General features: G+C 37.1%; 14 protein-coding genes. All 14 read left to right on the forward strand.

Going from position 1 to position 18,029, the window contains the following annotated elements; all coding sequences use genetic code 11:
• The first annotated feature begins 437 nt into the window (after window positions 1-437).
• Window positions 438-1,793 (forward strand): exopolysaccharide biosynthesis polyprenyl glycosylphosphotransferase, encoded by a 1,356-nt coding sequence (locus B9Y69_RS16715; RefSeq protein WP_159451876.1) that lies wholly within the window; start codon window positions 438-440, stop codon window positions 1,791-1,793.
• 26 nt (window positions 1,794-1,819) lie between these two features.
• On the forward strand, window positions 1,820-2,536 hold the full coding sequence (locus B9Y69_RS16720) for a hypothetical protein (RefSeq protein ID WP_085474122.1): 717 nt from the start codon (window positions 1,820-1,822) through the stop codon (window positions 2,534-2,536).
• A 20-nt stretch (window positions 2,537-2,556) separates the two neighbouring features.
• Window positions 2,557-4,164 (forward strand): hypothetical protein, encoded by a 1,608-nt coding sequence (locus B9Y69_RS16725; protein ID WP_144036611.1) that lies wholly within the window; start codon window positions 2,557-2,559, stop codon window positions 4,162-4,164.
• Between the two features lie 194 nt (window positions 4,165-4,358).
• The gene (locus B9Y69_RS16730) at window positions 4,359-5,114 is read left to right on the forward strand and encodes a tyrosine-protein phosphatase (protein WP_085474124.1); all 756 of its coding nucleotides are present in this window, start codon (window positions 4,359-4,361) and stop codon (window positions 5,112-5,114) included.
• 71 nt (window positions 5,115-5,185) lie between these two features.
• Entirely contained in the window at window positions 5,186-5,986 is an 801-nt protein-coding gene (locus B9Y69_RS16735; RefSeq protein ID WP_085474125.1) for a polysaccharide biosynthesis/export family protein, read from the forward strand.
• Window positions 5,987-6,077: 91 nt separating this feature from the next.
• On the forward strand, window positions 6,078-8,471 hold the full coding sequence (locus tag B9Y69_RS16740) for a GumC family protein (protein WP_085474126.1): 2,394 nt from the start codon (window positions 6,078-6,080) through the stop codon (window positions 8,469-8,471).
• Between the two features lie 5 nt (window positions 8,472-8,476).
• Window positions 8,477-10,021 carry a lipopolysaccharide biosynthesis protein gene (locus tag B9Y69_RS16745; RefSeq protein ID WP_134430201.1) on the forward strand — a complete coding sequence of 515 codons (1,545 nt, stop codon included), beginning with the start codon at window positions 8,477-8,479 and terminating at the stop codon, window positions 10,019-10,021.
• Window positions 10,018-11,337 (forward strand): Coenzyme F420 hydrogenase/dehydrogenase, beta subunit C-terminal domain, encoded by a 1,320-nt coding sequence (locus tag B9Y69_RS16750; RefSeq protein WP_134430204.1) that lies wholly within the window; start codon window positions 10,018-10,020, stop codon window positions 11,335-11,337. Before B9Y69_RS16745 ends, B9Y69_RS16750 begins: the two co-directional genes overlap by 4 nt.
• Before the next feature lie 46 nt (window positions 11,338-11,383).
• Window positions 11,384-12,451: a polysaccharide pyruvyl transferase family protein gene (locus B9Y69_RS16755; RefSeq protein ID WP_085474128.1), complete on the forward strand. Its 1,068-nt coding sequence runs from the start codon at window positions 11,384-11,386 to the stop codon at window positions 12,449-12,451.
• A 39-nt stretch (window positions 12,452-12,490) separates the two neighbouring features.
• A complete protein-coding gene (locus B9Y69_RS16760; RefSeq protein WP_134430207.1) occupies window positions 12,491-13,873 on the forward strand; it encodes an O-antigen ligase family protein in 1,383 nt (460 codons plus the stop codon).
• Window positions 13,874-13,926: 53 nt separating this feature from the next.
• Complete coding sequence (locus tag B9Y69_RS16765) at window positions 13,927-15,078, forward strand: glycosyltransferase family 4 protein (protein WP_085474130.1); 1,152 nt, start codon at window positions 13,927-13,929, stop codon at window positions 15,076-15,078.
• A 9-nt stretch (window positions 15,079-15,087) separates the two neighbouring features.
• Window positions 15,088-16,170 (forward strand): glycosyltransferase, encoded by a 1,083-nt coding sequence (locus B9Y69_RS16770; RefSeq protein WP_085474131.1) that lies wholly within the window; start codon window positions 15,088-15,090, stop codon window positions 16,168-16,170.
• An 8-nt stretch (window positions 16,171-16,178) separates the two neighbouring features.
• Window positions 16,179-17,171: a glycosyltransferase family 4 protein gene (locus tag B9Y69_RS16775; protein ID WP_085474132.1), complete on the forward strand. Its 993-nt coding sequence runs from the start codon at window positions 16,179-16,181 to the stop codon at window positions 17,169-17,171.
• 61 nt (window positions 17,172-17,232) lie between these two features.
• Entirely contained in the window at window positions 17,233-17,997 is a 765-nt protein-coding gene (locus B9Y69_RS16780; RefSeq protein ID WP_085474133.1) for a WecB/TagA/CpsF family glycosyltransferase, read from the forward strand.
• Window positions 17,998-18,029 lie beyond the last annotated feature (32 nt).

Below are 18,029 nucleotides of genomic sequence, written 5' to 3' on the forward strand. Positions count from 1 at the left end.
TACATTTTAAAAATATTACATTTGGTTAATATTTATTTGTACAGCATAAACGGTGATTAGTTTTTATAATTAGCGTTTACTTATGAAAAGAAAAGTAGCGAATAAGATTTGATACGAAGTGTCGCAATTAAAAAAAGACAGACTTATAAAAACATTATTCGTGATTTATTGTAGTATTAGATGTGCTAAGCCTATTTGCTTACTCTATGTGATAAGTAAAAGAGGTTGCTTTTTAGTGGTACAGAATCGATAGAAGCTTGATCTTTTTGGTATTAAAAATTGAATTTTGAAGGAGGGTAACGCCGAGCTCAATAGATTTTTGATGCAGCTGACATTTCTTTTGTCATAAAATATTTGTTTTAAAGTAAAATATATGTGTTATGTATAGGTATGTTCCTAATCGGATTATAGTGTGTTTGGTCATAATACTTTTTAGTATGGATTTGCTCTGCATTAATATTGCCTTGCAGTTTGCGCTTTCCGTTTCCACATATAATGGTTGGATTTCATTGTGGAATGGTATCCCTATTAGTCTACCGGTGGTGTCCACGCTATTTAGTTTAATTTGGTTTGTTGCAGCACAGTTTTTTCACTTATACCGTGAAGATGTTGTGGGACGTTTAGAGTCGATGTTTCGAGCAACACTACGTACAGCCTTAATTACCTTAGGTGCTGTGCTTATTTTCGCTATTTTCAATGGTCCTCTTTTGGCTTCTGTGAAGGCATTCGGGGTTTTGGTGTTGTTTCTAAGCATCTATCTCCTTGTGTCTCGTATGTTTATGACTTACGTTTATACAACATTGCCTAGACGTTTTAATTGGGTTAAGAAAGTGGCGGTTATTGGTGCGGGCAATCAGATTGCACCTGTTGCTTCGTTCTTTGATCAACAACAGCTTTTTTATCAGGTGGATACTATTCAGTATAAAGACGAAGATGCTGCAATGACCAAGGAAGAGACCTTACGCAAATTCAAGCAATATTTTGAAGCGGTTTCGAAAGATGGAATTCATGATGTTTTCTTGGTTACTTCTCCCGAAATGTATAAGTATAGTGAAGATTTGGTTTCCGCGGCGGATCATCAATGTGTTCATTTGAATTTTGTGCCTTCCATGGTAGCAAACATCACGTACAAAGAAGGTGCTCCGGCTGAAATTAATTTACCTGTGTTAAAGTCTCGAGGAGAGTCTATGTCGAATATAGAAAATAGACTCAAGAAGCGTTTTATGGACACGGTTATTAGTGGTTTCGTGATTGTGTTTGTCCTGAGTTGGTTGATTCCTATTATCGGGTTGATTATAAAAATTCAAAGCCCGGGGCCTATATTTTTTAAGCAGTTGCGTTCTGGACGAAATAATACGCCTTTTTACTGTTATAAGTTTCGCAGTATGGTGGTAAATAAGAGCTCCAATGATAAACAGGCCACTAAGAATGATTCCCGAATCACACCGATTGGTAAGTTTTTGCGTAAGAGTAACCTGGATGAGTTCCCACAATTTATTAATGTGTTCCTAGGGCAGATGTCAATTGTTGGGCCACGTCCTCATATGCTTTCGCATACGGAGCACTATGGTGCATTAATCAATCGGTATATGGTGCGTCATTTCGTTAAACCGGGGATAACAGGATGGGCGCAGGTAAGCGGTTATCGGGGCGAAACAAAAGATCCGATGCTTATGGCAAAAAGAGTAGAACATGATTTAGAATATATGCAAAACTGGTCAGCAATGTTGGACTTTAAGATTATTTGCTTGACAGCAATTAATATGATTCGGGGAGAGAAGAACGCTTATTAATCAGTAGCAAGATAAAACCAAAAACAATGAAAAGAATAAAAAACAACAACATCAGTTACCTTTTGACCTTTGTGTTGACCATCTTTTTTGGCGCACAAGAGGTTCTTGCGCAACAGGATGTTATTCGTACCGGTTACCCGCAAGCGATTGGAATCCATGGTGGGACATCAGGTATTGGAGCGCACTTTTACCAACCATTTAGTGCAAAATTTGGAGCACGTTTGGGCGTTAGTTTTATGCCTTTTAATACAGATATTAAAGGGACATATTCCGGTCGAAAAACGCATAGTGATATAAAGGCACAAGCGCATAATGCATCTCTTATTTTAGGATATACGCCATTTGCAGGCAAAGGCGGTTTCTTTAATTCTTTTGGCTTGCAGCTTGGTGGAGCTTATTTCTTTAAGCTAGATGGTGAATTTGATACACGCCTGAGTGATCCATATAAATATGGTGATATCCTCGTTGATCCTGTGCAGGTTGGTATTATACACACGGATGTAAAATGGAAAAAAACAATAAATCCGTATGCAGGAATTGGTTGGAGTAACATACGTTTGGATGACAGGTTCTCTGCAAGTCTAGACCTAGGCTGCTATTATTTGTCTAAACCAAAGGTTACCATTGAGGCCTCTGGATTGCTAGAAGAGAATGTTATGAATGCTCCACAGGTTGAGCATAACATTCGTAATTACCGCTATTTACCGCGCGTAGAATTTGGTGTTAGTTATAGGTTGAAATAGTTAATATGAATATTATGAAAATGAAGAGAATAGTCCACTATATATTAGCCTTGACGTTGCTAAGCGGTATTGTTTCTTGTGATAACCCGTTAAAAGATTTTAATTTGCTTATCAGCACGGAGGTGATTAAGCATTCCACTACGTTGGAAGTATTAGATACAAACGGACAACCCGTAAATGCAACAATAAAGCTCCTTGGAGGCGATACCCAAGATATATATAATATCAGTGGTTACAAAGATTTTAAATTAGTAAGTAACCTCGTGAATTTTGGTGTTGATCCAAAACGAGAACCTACAGCCGTGGAACCTATCCGCTTTCAAGTGGAAATTGCCGCGACCGGTTATATTACACAGGTTGTGGATGTCACTATTTCGGATGCTAATAATGGAATTATGCACATCCGTTTGGCGAAACCAGTTACTGTACCTGATGGAGCTGTTGTGGTAAACAAAACTTTTGGTATTGATGCTAGCGGAGCCTTGCCTACTGAATCGAAGATTGAAGTTGCTGGTGAAGAAGGGGTGAATATCGATATTACTATTCCTCAGGGAACACAGTTTATTGGCGCGGATGGTAAGGTTATTGTCGGTAAGGCTTTGACCGTAAGTGCGACTGGTTTTGATCCACAAGATCCAGATGCATTGGCACTTTTCCCTGGTGGAAGATACCAAGCGGATGGGGTGACCTTAGCGAACGGTAGTTCGGCTAGTGGAACGTTTAACCCAGCTGCCACGACGACCATAAATATGGTAATCGACGGTGTTCCTGTGCGTCAATTCAGTAAGCCTATAGCTATTGAGATGGAGATCAGTGAAGGTTTTACATTAGGTAATGGCGCTCCATTGACAGCTGGTACAATATTGTCGACTTTTTCAAATAGTGCGTATGATCCTACATGGACGCATGAACAAGATACACCCATAAAAAGTTCAGGAAGCGGTTACTCAGTGGCTTTTCAAGTGAGCCACTTAACCACCTTCCTTGCTGGAGAATTCAGGGAATCATGTGCACCTGTTAGTATAATTAATTTCTCTGCTGATTGGATCGAACAAGGATTCACTTATCCTGTAAATGTGGAGGCTGTTCAGAATGGGTTGGTTATCGCTTCTCGTACGTATTCTATTAGTAGTGATACCAAATCAATTGGAATGGATTATTTACCAGCGTCTGGTGTACAGATCGTGGTCCGTAGCACGGTTAATAATAGTATTATCGCACAGACTGCTTTAGCGGCATGTGGAAGTGCGACGAATATCACGATTCCAAATCCAAATCCAGTCGTGGAGCCGAAAGTTACCTTACAGCTATATGTGCGTTGTCCTGATAAAACGGATCCTATTACGTTACTGCCGACCTTCCAACTTTATTATAGAGTGGCTGGCACCGGTGCATTCCAATATCTTGGTGCGGTACACAATGGTTTCATTAGTACCTCATTATTGAAATCTGATGGTACGAAGTATGACTTTAGAGCTGTTTGGAAGGAACGTACCAAAACGGTGAATGCCAAAAGTGTACAGGCTGATAATAGCGGAACTGTGGGTATTAAACCTGGAGATATCCTGGGAGAAAAGGCGGGAGCTACAAATCTCGGTATCTTGATAGAAGAGTGTAACAAGCTTTAAGTTTAATAAAGAAAATCAAGTTTATACTTGTAATTGTAGGGGATGTGCCGACCGGTGGGTCCGGTCGGTGATCTCTCTACGAAAAGTAACTACACGAACATGTAACCCATTTTAAAAGATCTCTCTATAAAACAAATGCTTAATTACCTTGGGGGAGGACATTTGGTTTAGTTTTAACATAGAATAGAGAACAGATGTTTAGTTTTTTTGCGCGTAAAAAAAAGAGTACAGATTTAGGCTGGTTAAAGGTTGACATGCACTCCCATATTCTGCCAGGTATTGATGATGGATGTGTTTCGATAGATCAGAGTATACAGATCTTAGATCGATTGCAGGAATTGGGGTTATCTTCATTTTATTTTACCCCCCATGTGTTCGCAGAAATGTATCCAAATAACAAAGAGACAGTTTCAAATGCGTATAGAGCACTTTTACAGCATATTCCTTCTGGAATTGATAGCGCTTATGCTGCGGAGTATATGGTAGATTCCGTCTTTGAAAAGGACTTAATTGAGAATGATTCGGAGTTACTGCTGTTGCCCAATGAGCATATATTGATTGAGATGTCATATATGCAGGAAAGCTTATCGATTGAGGATGTTTTATTCAATCTGAAAGTTCAAGGATACAAACCTATTTTGGCACATCCTGAGCGGTATGTTTATTACCATGGCGATAGATCAAGACTCAAACGATTTAAAGAAATTGGTGTACTCTTTCAGGTTAACATCTTATCTCTGATAGGATATTATGGGAAACGAGAAAAGCACGCCGCCAAATGGTTAGCGGATCAAGGGTGGATAGATCTTTTGGGAACGGATGTGCACCATGAACGGCATGTAAATGCTATTGAGGTAGGTCTAGGTCATGAAGATCTTAGGAAAGTACTGGATAAGTGTGATATTAAAAATGAGGTGCTTTTCGCACAGCATAAAGTTTTGAACGTATAAAATTTCAGCAAATGACATAGAACAAACCTACAGCACGGAACACAATTACAATGAACAAGTATAATATTATAATGAAAAAAAAATTAATACAGGTAAGAACACTTGTTGTCTATGTTCTGCCTCTTATTCTTCTATTAGGGAGCTGCTCCGTTAAGAAGATCGTCTATTTCAATGATCTACCGATCGATTCGGCTCGTGTCGTAAAAGAAGCTGCTCGTTTTAATGAACCTATTATTCAGCCGGATGATATCCTGAGTATCATGATCCAAACGATTGATCCTGTAAGCTCAGCCGTGGCTAATCAAGCGATGGCAACACAGGCTGTCGGGGCAAGCTCTGCGACAAATACGGGAACCCAGGTTATTTCTGGTTTTTTGGTTGATAAAGAAGGTTATGTTCAGATGGCCTTGTTAGGAAAGGTCTTAGTGAAAGATCTTACAACTTATCAAGCTCGCGAACGGATTACCCAGATGGCGCAAAAATTTTACAAGGATCCTACGGTGCAAGTTCGTTTTGCAAATTATAAAATTACTGTTCTTGGCGAAGTTGCGCGACCAGCGACATATACGGTGCCCAATGAAAAGGTGACCATTCTCGATGCGTTGGGTTTAGCTGGAGACCTTACAATTTATGGTAAGCGAGAAAATGTACTTTTGGTGAGGGAGCATAATAATCAAAAAGAATTAGTTCGTCTAAACCTAAATTCCAGCGATTTATTCCAATCACCTTACTACTACCTTAAGCAAAATGACGTGGTGTATGTTGAGCCAGGAAAAGCTAAAGCGGCGGCTAATAATTCATCGCGGACGCAAACTTTTGCTCTCATAGGATCTTTAGTTTCCTTGTTGGTTGTAGCCTTTACTAGGCTTTAGAAGATATTTACATGAGATCTTTTCCCTACAATATGTTTGTTTATAGGTTCAATATAAGACAACATAATTGTTGTTTAGTCAATTAATAGTTATGAGTAATAGAAATTCAGATTGGGATGATGACATGGAGTTAACATCAAGAAAAAGCGATAATAAGGATTTAGTTCGTTTTTTCGGAAGGTTAATTAGTAATTGGTATTGGTTTGTCCTTTGCGGATTACTTGGCCTGCTCTGTTCCTTCATCTATTTAAGATACACCATACCCACATATAAAGTAACAGCTAAGATTTTAGTTTCAGATGATAAGAAGGGCGGGGGAATGTTGTCGGCATCAGCTTTAGGAGATTTATCGGGTCTTATGGGAGCAAAAAACTCCGTAGACAACGAGGTAGAAGTGCTAAGAACGGCTGATTTGATGCGAGAGATGGTGATCGCAGAAGAGGAATATGTAGTATATTTTAAATCGGGTACTGTTCATAGTATTCCAACGACGAGTATTCCTTTTAAAGTTAATCTTCTCTCTGACGTAGATAGTATTTCTTTAACTAAATCCTACACCCTAAAAGCAATGCCCAACAGCGTTATGGAGGTGTCAGATCGAGATACTACCTTTCAGGTAAAACTTGGTGCTCCATTTGTTATTGATGGGGTTGGGGTTTTAAAGTTAGAACGATCCGCTCTTGTTTCGAACAATAAATCAGATGAGTACGGCTTTTCGATCATGCCGATTCGTAAAGCAACTGACGGTTTAATTAAAGCTTTGACGGTAGAGGTTACGAATAAACTTGTTTCGACGATTGATCTAACATTAGATCATTCGCTACCCCGGCGAGGAGAGCAACTACTTGCCGTGTTTATTCAGAAATATATGGGGCGTAATTTACATGATAAGAATGTTATTGCAGATTCTACATTAGCCTTTATAAATACGCGACTATCAAAAATAACAGAAGAACTAGCAGGTGTTGAAGATCGAATATCCGGATATAAGCAGTCTACTAAGTTGGCGGATATTACTGAGCAGAGTAAAATATTGTTACAGGAATCTGCGGGTTACAATAAAAGTTTAGCTGAAGTTGAAGCACAACTAGCGATGCTTGATGCCTTATCTTCTTATTTACAAAGTTCTGCAAATCCTCGAGTGGTTCCTTCCTCTGTTCTTCCCCAAGATGTGGCGTTTAATGCGCTAGTCACGAAATATAACGAGTTGGTGTTACATCGCGAGAGACTTTTGCTAGCAAATACTGAAGATAATCCATTGGTGCAAAATGTAACAAGCCAAATTGCGGGTTTACGCCAAGATATGATCAACAATGTTGGTAGCACCCGAAGGAACTTAGATTTAACGAGGCAAAAAAATGTTCAAATGTCAGGAGCATTAACTTCCCAAATTCAACAAGTTCCAACAATTGAACGAGGGTATATTGATCTCGCCCGACTACAGCAAATAAAGCAGGCTCAATATATATTTCTACAGGAAAAGTGGGAAGAGACCGCAATTAGTCGGACGGCTAATGTGTCCAATGCAAAAGTTATAGATTCACCGAAGGCTGGAGATAAACCTGTCTCTCCGAAGAGGAAAGTTGTTTATTTTATTGGTTTGCTGCTAGGACTAATAGTTCCTTTATGCTTTATTTATGTGAGGGATCTTTTCAATCTTCGCGTTAGAGGAAAGGATGATTTGGATCGCTTAAGTCATTTACCAGTTCTCGGTATGGTGGCTCACTCTGACGAAAATAAATATGTTGTAGTAAGTAAAACATCGAGGTCACCCATAGCAGAACAGTTTCGAGCACTGCGAACAAACCTTGAGTTTGTTTTGCATGGAGGTAAAACAATTTTGTTTACTTCATCCATGTCTGGTGAGGGGAAGTCTTATGTAGCCTTGAATCTAGCAGTTTCATTAGCCTTGCTGGACAAGAAGGTTTTACTGATGGAATTAGATTTACGAAAACCTAGTATTACAAGTAAGTTAGGACTTCCTGCTGGTAAGGGCTTTTCACATTATATCATCCGAGAAGATATGCGCATTGAAGAAATTGTGATGCCTTCCGGTGTTCATGAAAATGTGAGTTTAATTCAAGCGGGTGTAATCCCTCCGAACCCAGCAGAGCTTTTAATTGCTCCGCGTGCTGAACAATTAATGAAGGAGTTAGCGCAGCGATATGATTATATCTTAATGGATGCACCTCCAGTTGGAATGGTTACCGATGCTCAACTTTTGGCACGGTATGCTGATACTTGTTTGTACCTCGTACGTCAGGATTTTACCTATAAAGAACAGTTGCGAATTCCTTCTGATCTACAGATGAAAAATAAGATTTCAAATGTACAGCTTATCATAAACGATGTGAAAGTAAATCGTGGGTATTATGGCGGTTATGGTTATGGCTACGGGTACGGTTATGGCTATGGGGATTATGGACAAGAAAACAATAAAGGGCGTTTTTCCATCTTGACAAAGCTGCGTCGGAAGAAAAGTTGATAGTTATGAGCGAGCAAAGAAATGACGGAAGTGCCAAAATTGTTAAAAACACATTGATTTTGTCCTCTCGTATTTTTGTCACATTGGGAATCTCACTGTATACTTCTCGTATCATGCTAGAGGTTTTAGGTGTAGTCGATTTTGGCATTTTTAATATTGTAGGTGGTATCGTAGTATTGTTTACTTTTCTAAATGCTGCTATGTCTGCAACGACACAGCGATTCTTCTCATTTAACATTGGTCGAAGAGACGAAAATCAGGTAAATCAAGTCTTTTCTTGTTCAATATTGATCCATATTGGAATTGCACTTATTGTATTTCTTTTAGCTGAAACCGTTGGTCTGTGGTTTGTAAACAATAAATTGAATCTACCATCAAATAGGATAGACACAATTAATTGGGTTTATCAGTTTTCTATTATTTCCTGCATGTTGACAGTCTTTCAGGTGCCTTTTACTGCATTAATAATTGCGTATGAGCGAATGAATATTTTTGCAATTTTAAGTGTGTTTGAGGCTCTACTACGACTTCTGTTTATTCTAATTATTAGTAAAGTAGAAGGAGATAAGTTAAAAATGCATGCATTGTCAATCTGTCTAATCACGGTACTAATTACCGCGATTTATTGGGGGTACACGCGACTGAAAATACGAGATGTGAGGTTAAAATTTCCTATCGAAAAACTTCAATTTAGAAAATTGGTGTCATATTCTGGGTGGAGCTTGTTTGGAAACCTAGCTTCAACAGCAAAGGGGCAAGGTATTAACGTTCTTCTCAATCTCGTTTTCGGTGTTACCGTAAATGCGTCTTACGCTATTATGATGCAGGTGCAGAATGCCATAAATTCATTTGTTAATAATTTTCAATTGGCGTTGAACCCGCAGATTGTGAAAAGCTTTGCTGTAAAAGATTTAAGTAGAACCTCTCAGCTCGTGTTTATTGGAATTAAAATTTCATTCTCGGTAATGCTCTGTTTGGTTGCTCCTATTTTACTTTATCTCGACGATATTCTAATTATTTGGTTAAAAACACCGCCTCATTATGCAGCCTTGTTTATTCGACTTTGTTTAATTAATATGCTTCTAGACTCCCTTTCTGGGCCATTAATGATTGGTATCCAGGCTTCTGATAAGATTAAAACTTACCAGATATGTGTGGGGTTGTTGATGCTTTTGAATTTACCTGTTTCGTATATTTTACTCAAACTATTTGAACTCCCTGAGATTACATTTTATGTAAGTATTTGCATTTCTTTTATTGCTCTCTTCTTAAGAGTGTATTTTTTTAAGAGAAATACGGGTATAAAAGTCGAAAGATTCTTTTTTGATATTTTACCACGATTGACCGCTGGCGTACTTGCAACGATTTGTTTTGTTAAAGTTCTGGGGAACTTTCTTCTTTCTTTTGAGAATATTTATATATGGGGGATCAATGTCGTGCTGTTAGATATTGCTATTGTTTTCATAATAATATTGGTTGTTCTAAATCCCTTGGAGCGCAAAACTGTATTTCAGTTTTTTAGATCAAAACTTCAATTTTCTATAAAATGATTCCTTTAAACATTATAGTTGAGAATGAACTTTGTACCGGATGTGGTGTCTGTGTGTCTGAATGTCAAAGTGCTAAGGCGAAGATGTCTTGGAGTAATACGGGTTTTTTAACGCCAAGTTTTGAACAAGAACCTTCCGATAAGGATAAGGCAGCTATGCTACTTGTTTGTCCATTTAACTCTTCTCCTGCTGAAGAAATAGAAGACGAAGAGAGGATTGCAGATATATTTCTTAGCGAAGCCCCAAATTATGACGGTAAAGTTGGACGCTTCTATAGCTCTTTTGTCGGTTACGCCAAAAATTTTAGAAATACTTCCTCTTCTGGTGGACTCGCGACGTTTATATTTCAACAACTATTGGAGCAAAAAATAGTGGATCATCTTTTTGTTGTCCAAGAGGTAGCGGGGACGTATCAGTATCAGCTAATAAGCAATGAAGTTGATGTATCTAATTTTTCTAAAACTAGATACATTCCGGTAACTATGGCGGACTTATTTTTGAAAATAAATGATTTAGATGGCAAGGTAGCCGTGTCTGGTGTCGCTTGTTTTATTAAAGCAATACGATTAAAGCAACATTACAATCCAGATCTCCGAGAAAAAATTCCTTTCCTCGTTGGAATAATTTGTGGAGGATTGAAAAGTCGATTCTTTACTGATTTTCTAGTTCAAAAAGCAGGAATCTATGGAGACTATAGTCGGCAGGATTATCGCATAAAGGATTTATCCAGTACGGCACTTGATTATTCATTTGGAGCCTTTGATCAACAGGGAAAGCACCATACTATAAAAATGAAGACCGTGGGTGATATGTGGGGGACGGGTTTATTTAAATCACATGCTTGTGATCTATGTACAGATGTCTTGACTGAACTTGCAGATATTTCTTTAGGGGACGCATGGTTAGACGGGTACCGTGAGGATGGGGCTGGAAACAGTGTGATTGTAACCCGCTCAGCTGTCGCCGAGGCTTTAATTAGAGAAGGTCTTCAAAAAGAACTCCTTCATCTTGACGAGGTTGATCATACCTTAATTGTTAAATCACAACAGGCTAGTTATCGTCACCGACAAGATGGTATTGCTTTTCGAGCTAAGGTATTTAAACGTTTTGGAAAACGGCTGCCTAAGTTGCGATTAATGAAGTCAAAAAAGATTTCCTTGAGTTACGCCATGGTGCAATTGCAGCGACTTGTTGTTCGTAGAAATAGTTTGAAGTTTTGGGAAGATTCTCCAAGCATCATTCGTTTTGATAAGAAAATGAAACCTTCATTGTTTGTCTTAAAGGTATTAACAAAAATTCATCATAAACTAAAGTAGAAACTGTTAGTCAGGATCATTGAAGAAGTAATAGCTGAAAAAAAATATGAAAATAGGTGTTTTAACATTGCCGTTTAATAATAACTACGGAGGAATACTGCAATCTTACGCACTACAAAGTGTGCTAAAAAAACGAGGGCATGACGTAAAGTTTATTAAAAGATTGCCGAATAAATATACCGATTCATTGATAAGCAAATTGAAATGGTTCTTAGGCTATAGCTATTGGAGAGATCTCAAGGATAATAAGCAGGTGAAAGAGTTCAGTATGTTTGAGAAGCAATTTATGTGTGCTACCGATTCCATCCGTATGGATAAAGAATTTAACAAACTGGATAAGGAAAATTTAGAATTGCTTTTAGTTGGGAGCGATCAGGTTTGGAGGGCAAATTATACACGTGATCGATTAACGAATTATTTTTTTGATTTCGCCTTCGATAAAGGAATTAAAAAAGCATCTTATGCAGCTTCTTTTGGAACGGATGTGTGGGAGGCTAATTCTTCTAAAGAGGATGTAAAGAAATTGCTAGATACTTTTTCTGGAATATCTGTTCGTGAAACAAGTGGTGTTGAAATTTGTAAAGAGGTGTTCGACGTGTCTGCTGAACATATATTGGATCCGACCTTTTTAATAGATGTCGAAGAATATCTTAGTTTGCCTTACGAACGACAAGGAGGTAACAATGATGTATTAGTTTACTTGTTAGATCCTACTGCAGAAAAATTTCAGATTACATCCGAAGTCGTGGCGAGTAACCGTGGAAATGCTGTTTACACAGGGTTTGGTCCTGAAGGGAAGAAAAAGTATATAGAAATAGGTGAATGGGTTAGATATTTTTCTACCTGTAAGTATGTAGTGACAGATTCTTTTCACGGGTGTGTGTTTGCTTTGATTTTTAAGAAGCCTTTTGTTGTTATTGGTAATTCAGGCAGAGGTTTAACGAGGTTCGATTCGTTATTGTCTAGTTTTCAATTGAGTGATAGACTTATCAAAGGTCACAACGACCTTCAAAATATCCAAATAGATTATGTTGTAAATGAGGCTTTAATTGATCAAGTTATTGCGGAAAGTCGTATTAATTCTGATTTGTTTTTGAAAAAACTTGGTGTTTAGTCTGAGGTAGATAATTATTCTTGGCTTAATAAATATATTGTGGTTAAAATTCTAATTTTATTTATAATTATTCTCGGTGTCTTGATAAAAAGGACGCAACTGCTGAGCCAAGGCAAGAACTATGACTATATTTTGGTTGCAGGGTATGTACTGACCATTCCTTTTAATATAACCAGTAATCTTTACGATTTTGTGAACTATCAAGATGCAAACTATAGAAAACAGTTTCTCGGTGCATTTGGAAGTGCAATCTCGATCGAGACGGCTATGGTATTTTTCTTTTTGTGTTTTATTTTAGGTTATCGAAGATTTGACAAAAAGATATTTAAAACATCTAATTTCTGGATTGTCGCATTTCTTGTCATTTGTGTGATTTCGATTGTGAATCCCAATAACCCAAACAAATGGGCAATTGTAGTTCCTTTTTCTATTTTTCTACAGTTTTTTCTCCTTCTAAAATTGTTTCTTTCCAATATGTCCAAGACTGATTTTTTCCGCGGACTCTTTTACGGACTTTTATTATCAACGATTGTTCAGTTCGTTTTGGCTATTGGCTATCCACTCCTCGGATTAGAATTTGTAACTACGCTTTTTAAAGGAGAGGAAGTGATTGATTATGCCAATAGAAGAGAGGGCTATGCGTCAGCAATAGGTACCTTTTCACATCCAGGCCATTTAGGTCTTTTCTCCAGTTTGTGTATGATATTCTTTTTTTCATGTTACCTGATGAAGTATCGGAGGAATGAAGCTTTACTTGGCTTGTTATGCGCTTCTTTTGCTTTGTTTTTTACATATTCCCGAACTTCATTTGTCGCGACATTAATTGGACTGAGTTTAATATACAGTATTTTCGTTAGTGGTGGACGTTTACTGACCTTTAAAAATGTACTCCTCTTTTCTGTTATTCTCTCTTGTGGTATGATTATTCTCTATTCAACGCCTTTAGGAGATCTCTTTTTCGCAAGTGATACAGATGAACAATTTGATAATCGTTTCAATCATTTTGTTATTGGAACTTTAATTTTTGAAAAGGCTCCCTTAATTGGTGTGGGTATTAATTCGCATATAAACTATATGTCAAATGTGCTCAATGTAAGTTCATTGTCATATATGCCTATTTTGGATTTTTATACAACAAATCCGATTCATAATATCCACGTCATTGTATTAGCCGAGATGGGGATTATTGGCCTTGTTTTATGGCTCATTTTCTTCTTTGGTAACATCTTTGTCCTTTCTCGATTAATGAATATTAAGCATAGAGGTGGACAGCTAGTTCGTTTGATTTTTTCAGGATTTTTATTTGTATTCTTTATTTATGGCTTTTCTGGTTGGGCGCCATTTTCTAAAGAAGTTATGCTCCTGATGTTGTGTGTAGGAAGTTTGGCGTTTATGGAGAGAGTGGATAAGAAAAGAGTTTAAAATGCGGTCAACTTTTGACAGCTAAATTATTGTGAAATGATGCTATATTGATCATGAAGAGAATTGTTTATTACACTCATGTGTATTTTTTAGATTGCGATTTACCTTTAATTAAGTCTTTACAGGATCGTGGGTACGATGTCTATTTATTTCTCGAGATTACAAGTTCTCGGCTCAATTCTACCTTGATTAATATTGATAAGATACATCCTGTAGATGGAATCTTTGATTATACAATTTATCCCCAGCTTGGGCGGTTTAAAGATTTTATTAATCTAGATAAAGTTTCCATTTTGAATCGTGTTAGTAAGGTGTATGGATGGAATAGTCTGAAACTGCGATGGAAATTTTTTCAAAAAATTAATAAGATATCACCGGAGGTTATTCATTTAACAGATTTTCTAGATAGTTATGATTGCCTGCTCTATTATTATAGGAATAAGATTGTTCAAGTTGTTCATGATCCATTTCCTCATGTTGGAGAAGCTGATTTTAGAAGGAATTTTTTTCGAAACATTGGTATTCGTACACTCAAGAAATTTGTTTTACTAAATGAGAGACAAAGGGATGATTTTCAGGGGAAGTATGGATTGGTTGATCAACAATTATCTACGAATAAACTAGGAGCTTATGATTGTCTATTGTTGTATGAATCAGATATCAAGTTTGACTTCTCCAAAGGGTATGTTCTTTTTTTTGGTAGGATATCAAAATATAAAGGAATTGATAAACTGCTGGAGGCCATGGCCATCGTTCATGAAAGCTTACCACACTTAAGGCTGGTAATTGCTGGAGGCGGAGATTTTCATTTTGATATTGAGGATTATAAAAAGCTAGAATATATTACGTTCCTAAATAGATATGTTACTATGTCTGAGTTGTATAGCCTTTTGAATGGTGCAAAGTTTGTCGTATGTCCTTATATAGAGGCTACCCAAAGTGGCGTGGTAATGACTTCATATACATTAAGAAAACCGGTTATCGTTACGGATGTAGGTGGGTTAGCAGAAATGGTTGAAGATGGTAAGACAGGATTGGTTGTAGAAGCTAATAGTGTTCAAAAATTATCAGAGGCCATATGCCTACTAGGGATAGATTCCAATTTAAATGAACAGATGTCAGCAAATATCACAAACCTTATTTCAGCGGGTGACCTGTCGTGGAGTAATATTGCTGCGAAGTATGTAGATTTTTATAATAAGTAAGGACTAAATATGAAAATACTGGAACTAATTGATTCGTTGGCACCTGGAGGAGGGGAAAGATTTGTCGTTGATCTAAGTAATGCACTAAGTTTACGGAATCAGGTTTCTCTAGTAAAATTTAGAGATAAACGGAATGCAGATTTTTATAACAAAGACGTTGAGTCTCGCGTAAAATTAATTTCTTACCCGGGCAAATTCGATCTATTTTCTAAAGTGAAGCAAATTTTTGAGGTCATAAGAATTATCAAAAAGGAACGACCGGATATTGTGCATGCCCATCTGATTGCATTTAACTATATCATTATTCCCGTGCTCATCTTTAACAATATCAAGTTCTATTATACGGTTCATAACGTAGCTGATCGGGATACTAATTCTTCTATAGACCTGTACCTCAAAAAATGGTTCTTCAAGAGAAAAGTTGGGGCGGTTACGATATCCGAATTATGTGAGAGATCTTTCATTAATCTTTTCGGCTTTAAAAGTAAAGGGGTAATAGAAAATGGGTGTAGAAATGTAACTGCAAGTGATCTGGCTGCTGAAACAGCTAGTGAGATTGCGAGGTATAAAAAAACATCAGCAACAAAAGTTTATGTCAATATTGCTCGCTTAATGGAGCAAAAGAATCATGAGCTTCTAATTCAGTCGTTTAATGAATTTGCTAAAGAAAACGATGCTGTATTACTCATTATTGGCGATTACGAAAATAACATGATTCTGAAAGAAAAGCTGGATCAACTAATTACAACAGATGCAGTATTTTTCTTAGGAACAAAAAATAATGTTGGCGATTACTTATTACTGACAGACTTTTTTTGTCTTTCCTCAAAATGGGAAGGTTTACCGATTAGCTTGCTAGAAGCTGGTATATGTGGCACTTTCCCTATTTGTACACCTGTGGGCGGAATTCCAGATGTTATTATTAATGAAGCGTGGGGAATCTTAACAAAAGATTTGACAGTGGCTTCCTATGTTGAAGCATTAGAAAGGAGTTTTAAATTAGACACAAATAGAGAAGAGGTTAGGCGTCGTTACACGGAGAGGTATTTGATGAGTATTTGTGCAGATAAATATGAACAGATATTTAAATAAGAGGCTATATGGAAGTTTTGTCAATAGTTACAAATATTAGTCGCTATGGTGGTGCTCAAAAAGTCATGATGGATATTCACCATGGTCTTAAAGGACAGTTGTCATCAAAAATTTTAAGCCTTCAGGCATTTGATACTGTACATCCTCAATATTTTTTGTCTGAAGCGGACTTTATACGTTTTGGGAATCCTCTGCAACTTAATAATAAAACAGTTTTAGTGCATGCGAGAAACTTGTTGCCTTTCCTTCTAGCAATGAAGAAGCTGTTTTTTTTAAATACTAGAATTATTTACGTTAGTCATAGTGTTTATACGACACATAAGAACCTGACATTTTTCCCTAAAGAAATCGTATCGATCTCGAATAAAGTTACAGAGAATCTTCAAAACTATTTTAAGGTTCCGATTATGGATATAAATCTTATTCATAATGGGATCAAGGATTGTCTCGAGACTAATGAATTTCAAGAACCATATCAAGGAGATAAAATACGTATCCTCTATCCTGGGCGTATAAATAATAGTAAAAGACAAGTTCAAATATTAAATGCACTACGAGGAGCTTTAGATAAACGAATTGAAATTCACTTTGCTGGGGTGGGTGAGGATTTTGAAACATTGCTCTCTAACTGTTGGGACGAGCAATTTCAGTGTTTAGGGTTTATTGAGGATATGGATAGGTTAATCATGTCGTACGACTATGTTATGCTTTATTCCTTACAAGAGGGATTGTCGTTGAGTTTGATTGAGGGTTTAATGCATGGAAAACCACTTCTAATGAATGACGTTGGAGGGAATTTAGAAATCGGTATACCGGGGGTTAATGCCTTCTTGTTAAACGATAGACTTGATTTGTTAGCCTTCACATTGAATGGTTTAGTGCATGTTTCTAAAGATGAATACATGAGGCTATCACATAATAGCAGAAGTCATTATCTAGAAAGGTTTCAGTATAAGGATATGATTTATAATTATTTGCAATTGTTGAATAATAGAGCTTGAGTGTAAGAAATCAGTAAAAGGCCTTTAGAATTATCTAAAAAAATAGAATAAAATAGTTTATATGAAAAGTAATGATATTTCAACGATTGATTTTTGTGACATAAAGTTGGTTTGTGCTACAAGGGACGAGTTTGCGAAATTTGCTATAGAGAAATCACGCGAATATAAGAGTATAATATCGTACTCGTTGAACGGAGAAAGCTTGGCTAAATATCACAATGATGCAAGTTTTCCTCCCTTGTTTCTCCATGCAGATTATGTCCACGCAGATGGCATGTCTATCGTTAAAGCTTCAAAGCTTTTATGTAAACCGAGCCTTCCGGAGCGAATCGCAACTACGGACTGGTTTCATGATGTAGCGAAGTTGTGTGAAGAAACAGGAGAAACACATTATTTTCTGGGAGGTAGTCAAGAGACGATAGAAAAGACGATTCAGAATGTTCAGCGTGCTTATCCTTTACTGAATATTGTTGGATATAGAAACGGATATTTTGATGAAAATCAGTTGAAGCAGGTTGTTGATGAAATAAACGAGTGTTCTCCTCATTTTGTATGGGTAGGTTTAGGGAGACCTAAACAAGAGAACGTTTCGGCTCTGCTGAAGAGAGATACTAAAGTTGGTGTGATTAAAACTTGTGGTGGTTTATTTGATTTTCTCGCAGGAAGTAATCGACGAGCTCCGATGCTATTGCAAAAAATTGGGATGGAGTGGGCTTTTCGTCTTTCTCTGGAGCCTAGGCGACTCTTTAAAAGATATTTTGTAACGAACTACCAGTCTTTAATCATTTTTATGAAATATTATGTTCAAAATAAACAGACAAAGTGATTGAAAATAATATCTCGTAATTAATTACTTAT

The organism is Sphingobacterium psychroaquaticum, assembly GCF_900177625.1.
Lineage (GTDB): Bacteria > Bacteroidota > Bacteroidia > Sphingobacteriales > Sphingobacteriaceae > Sphingobacterium > Sphingobacterium psychroaquaticum.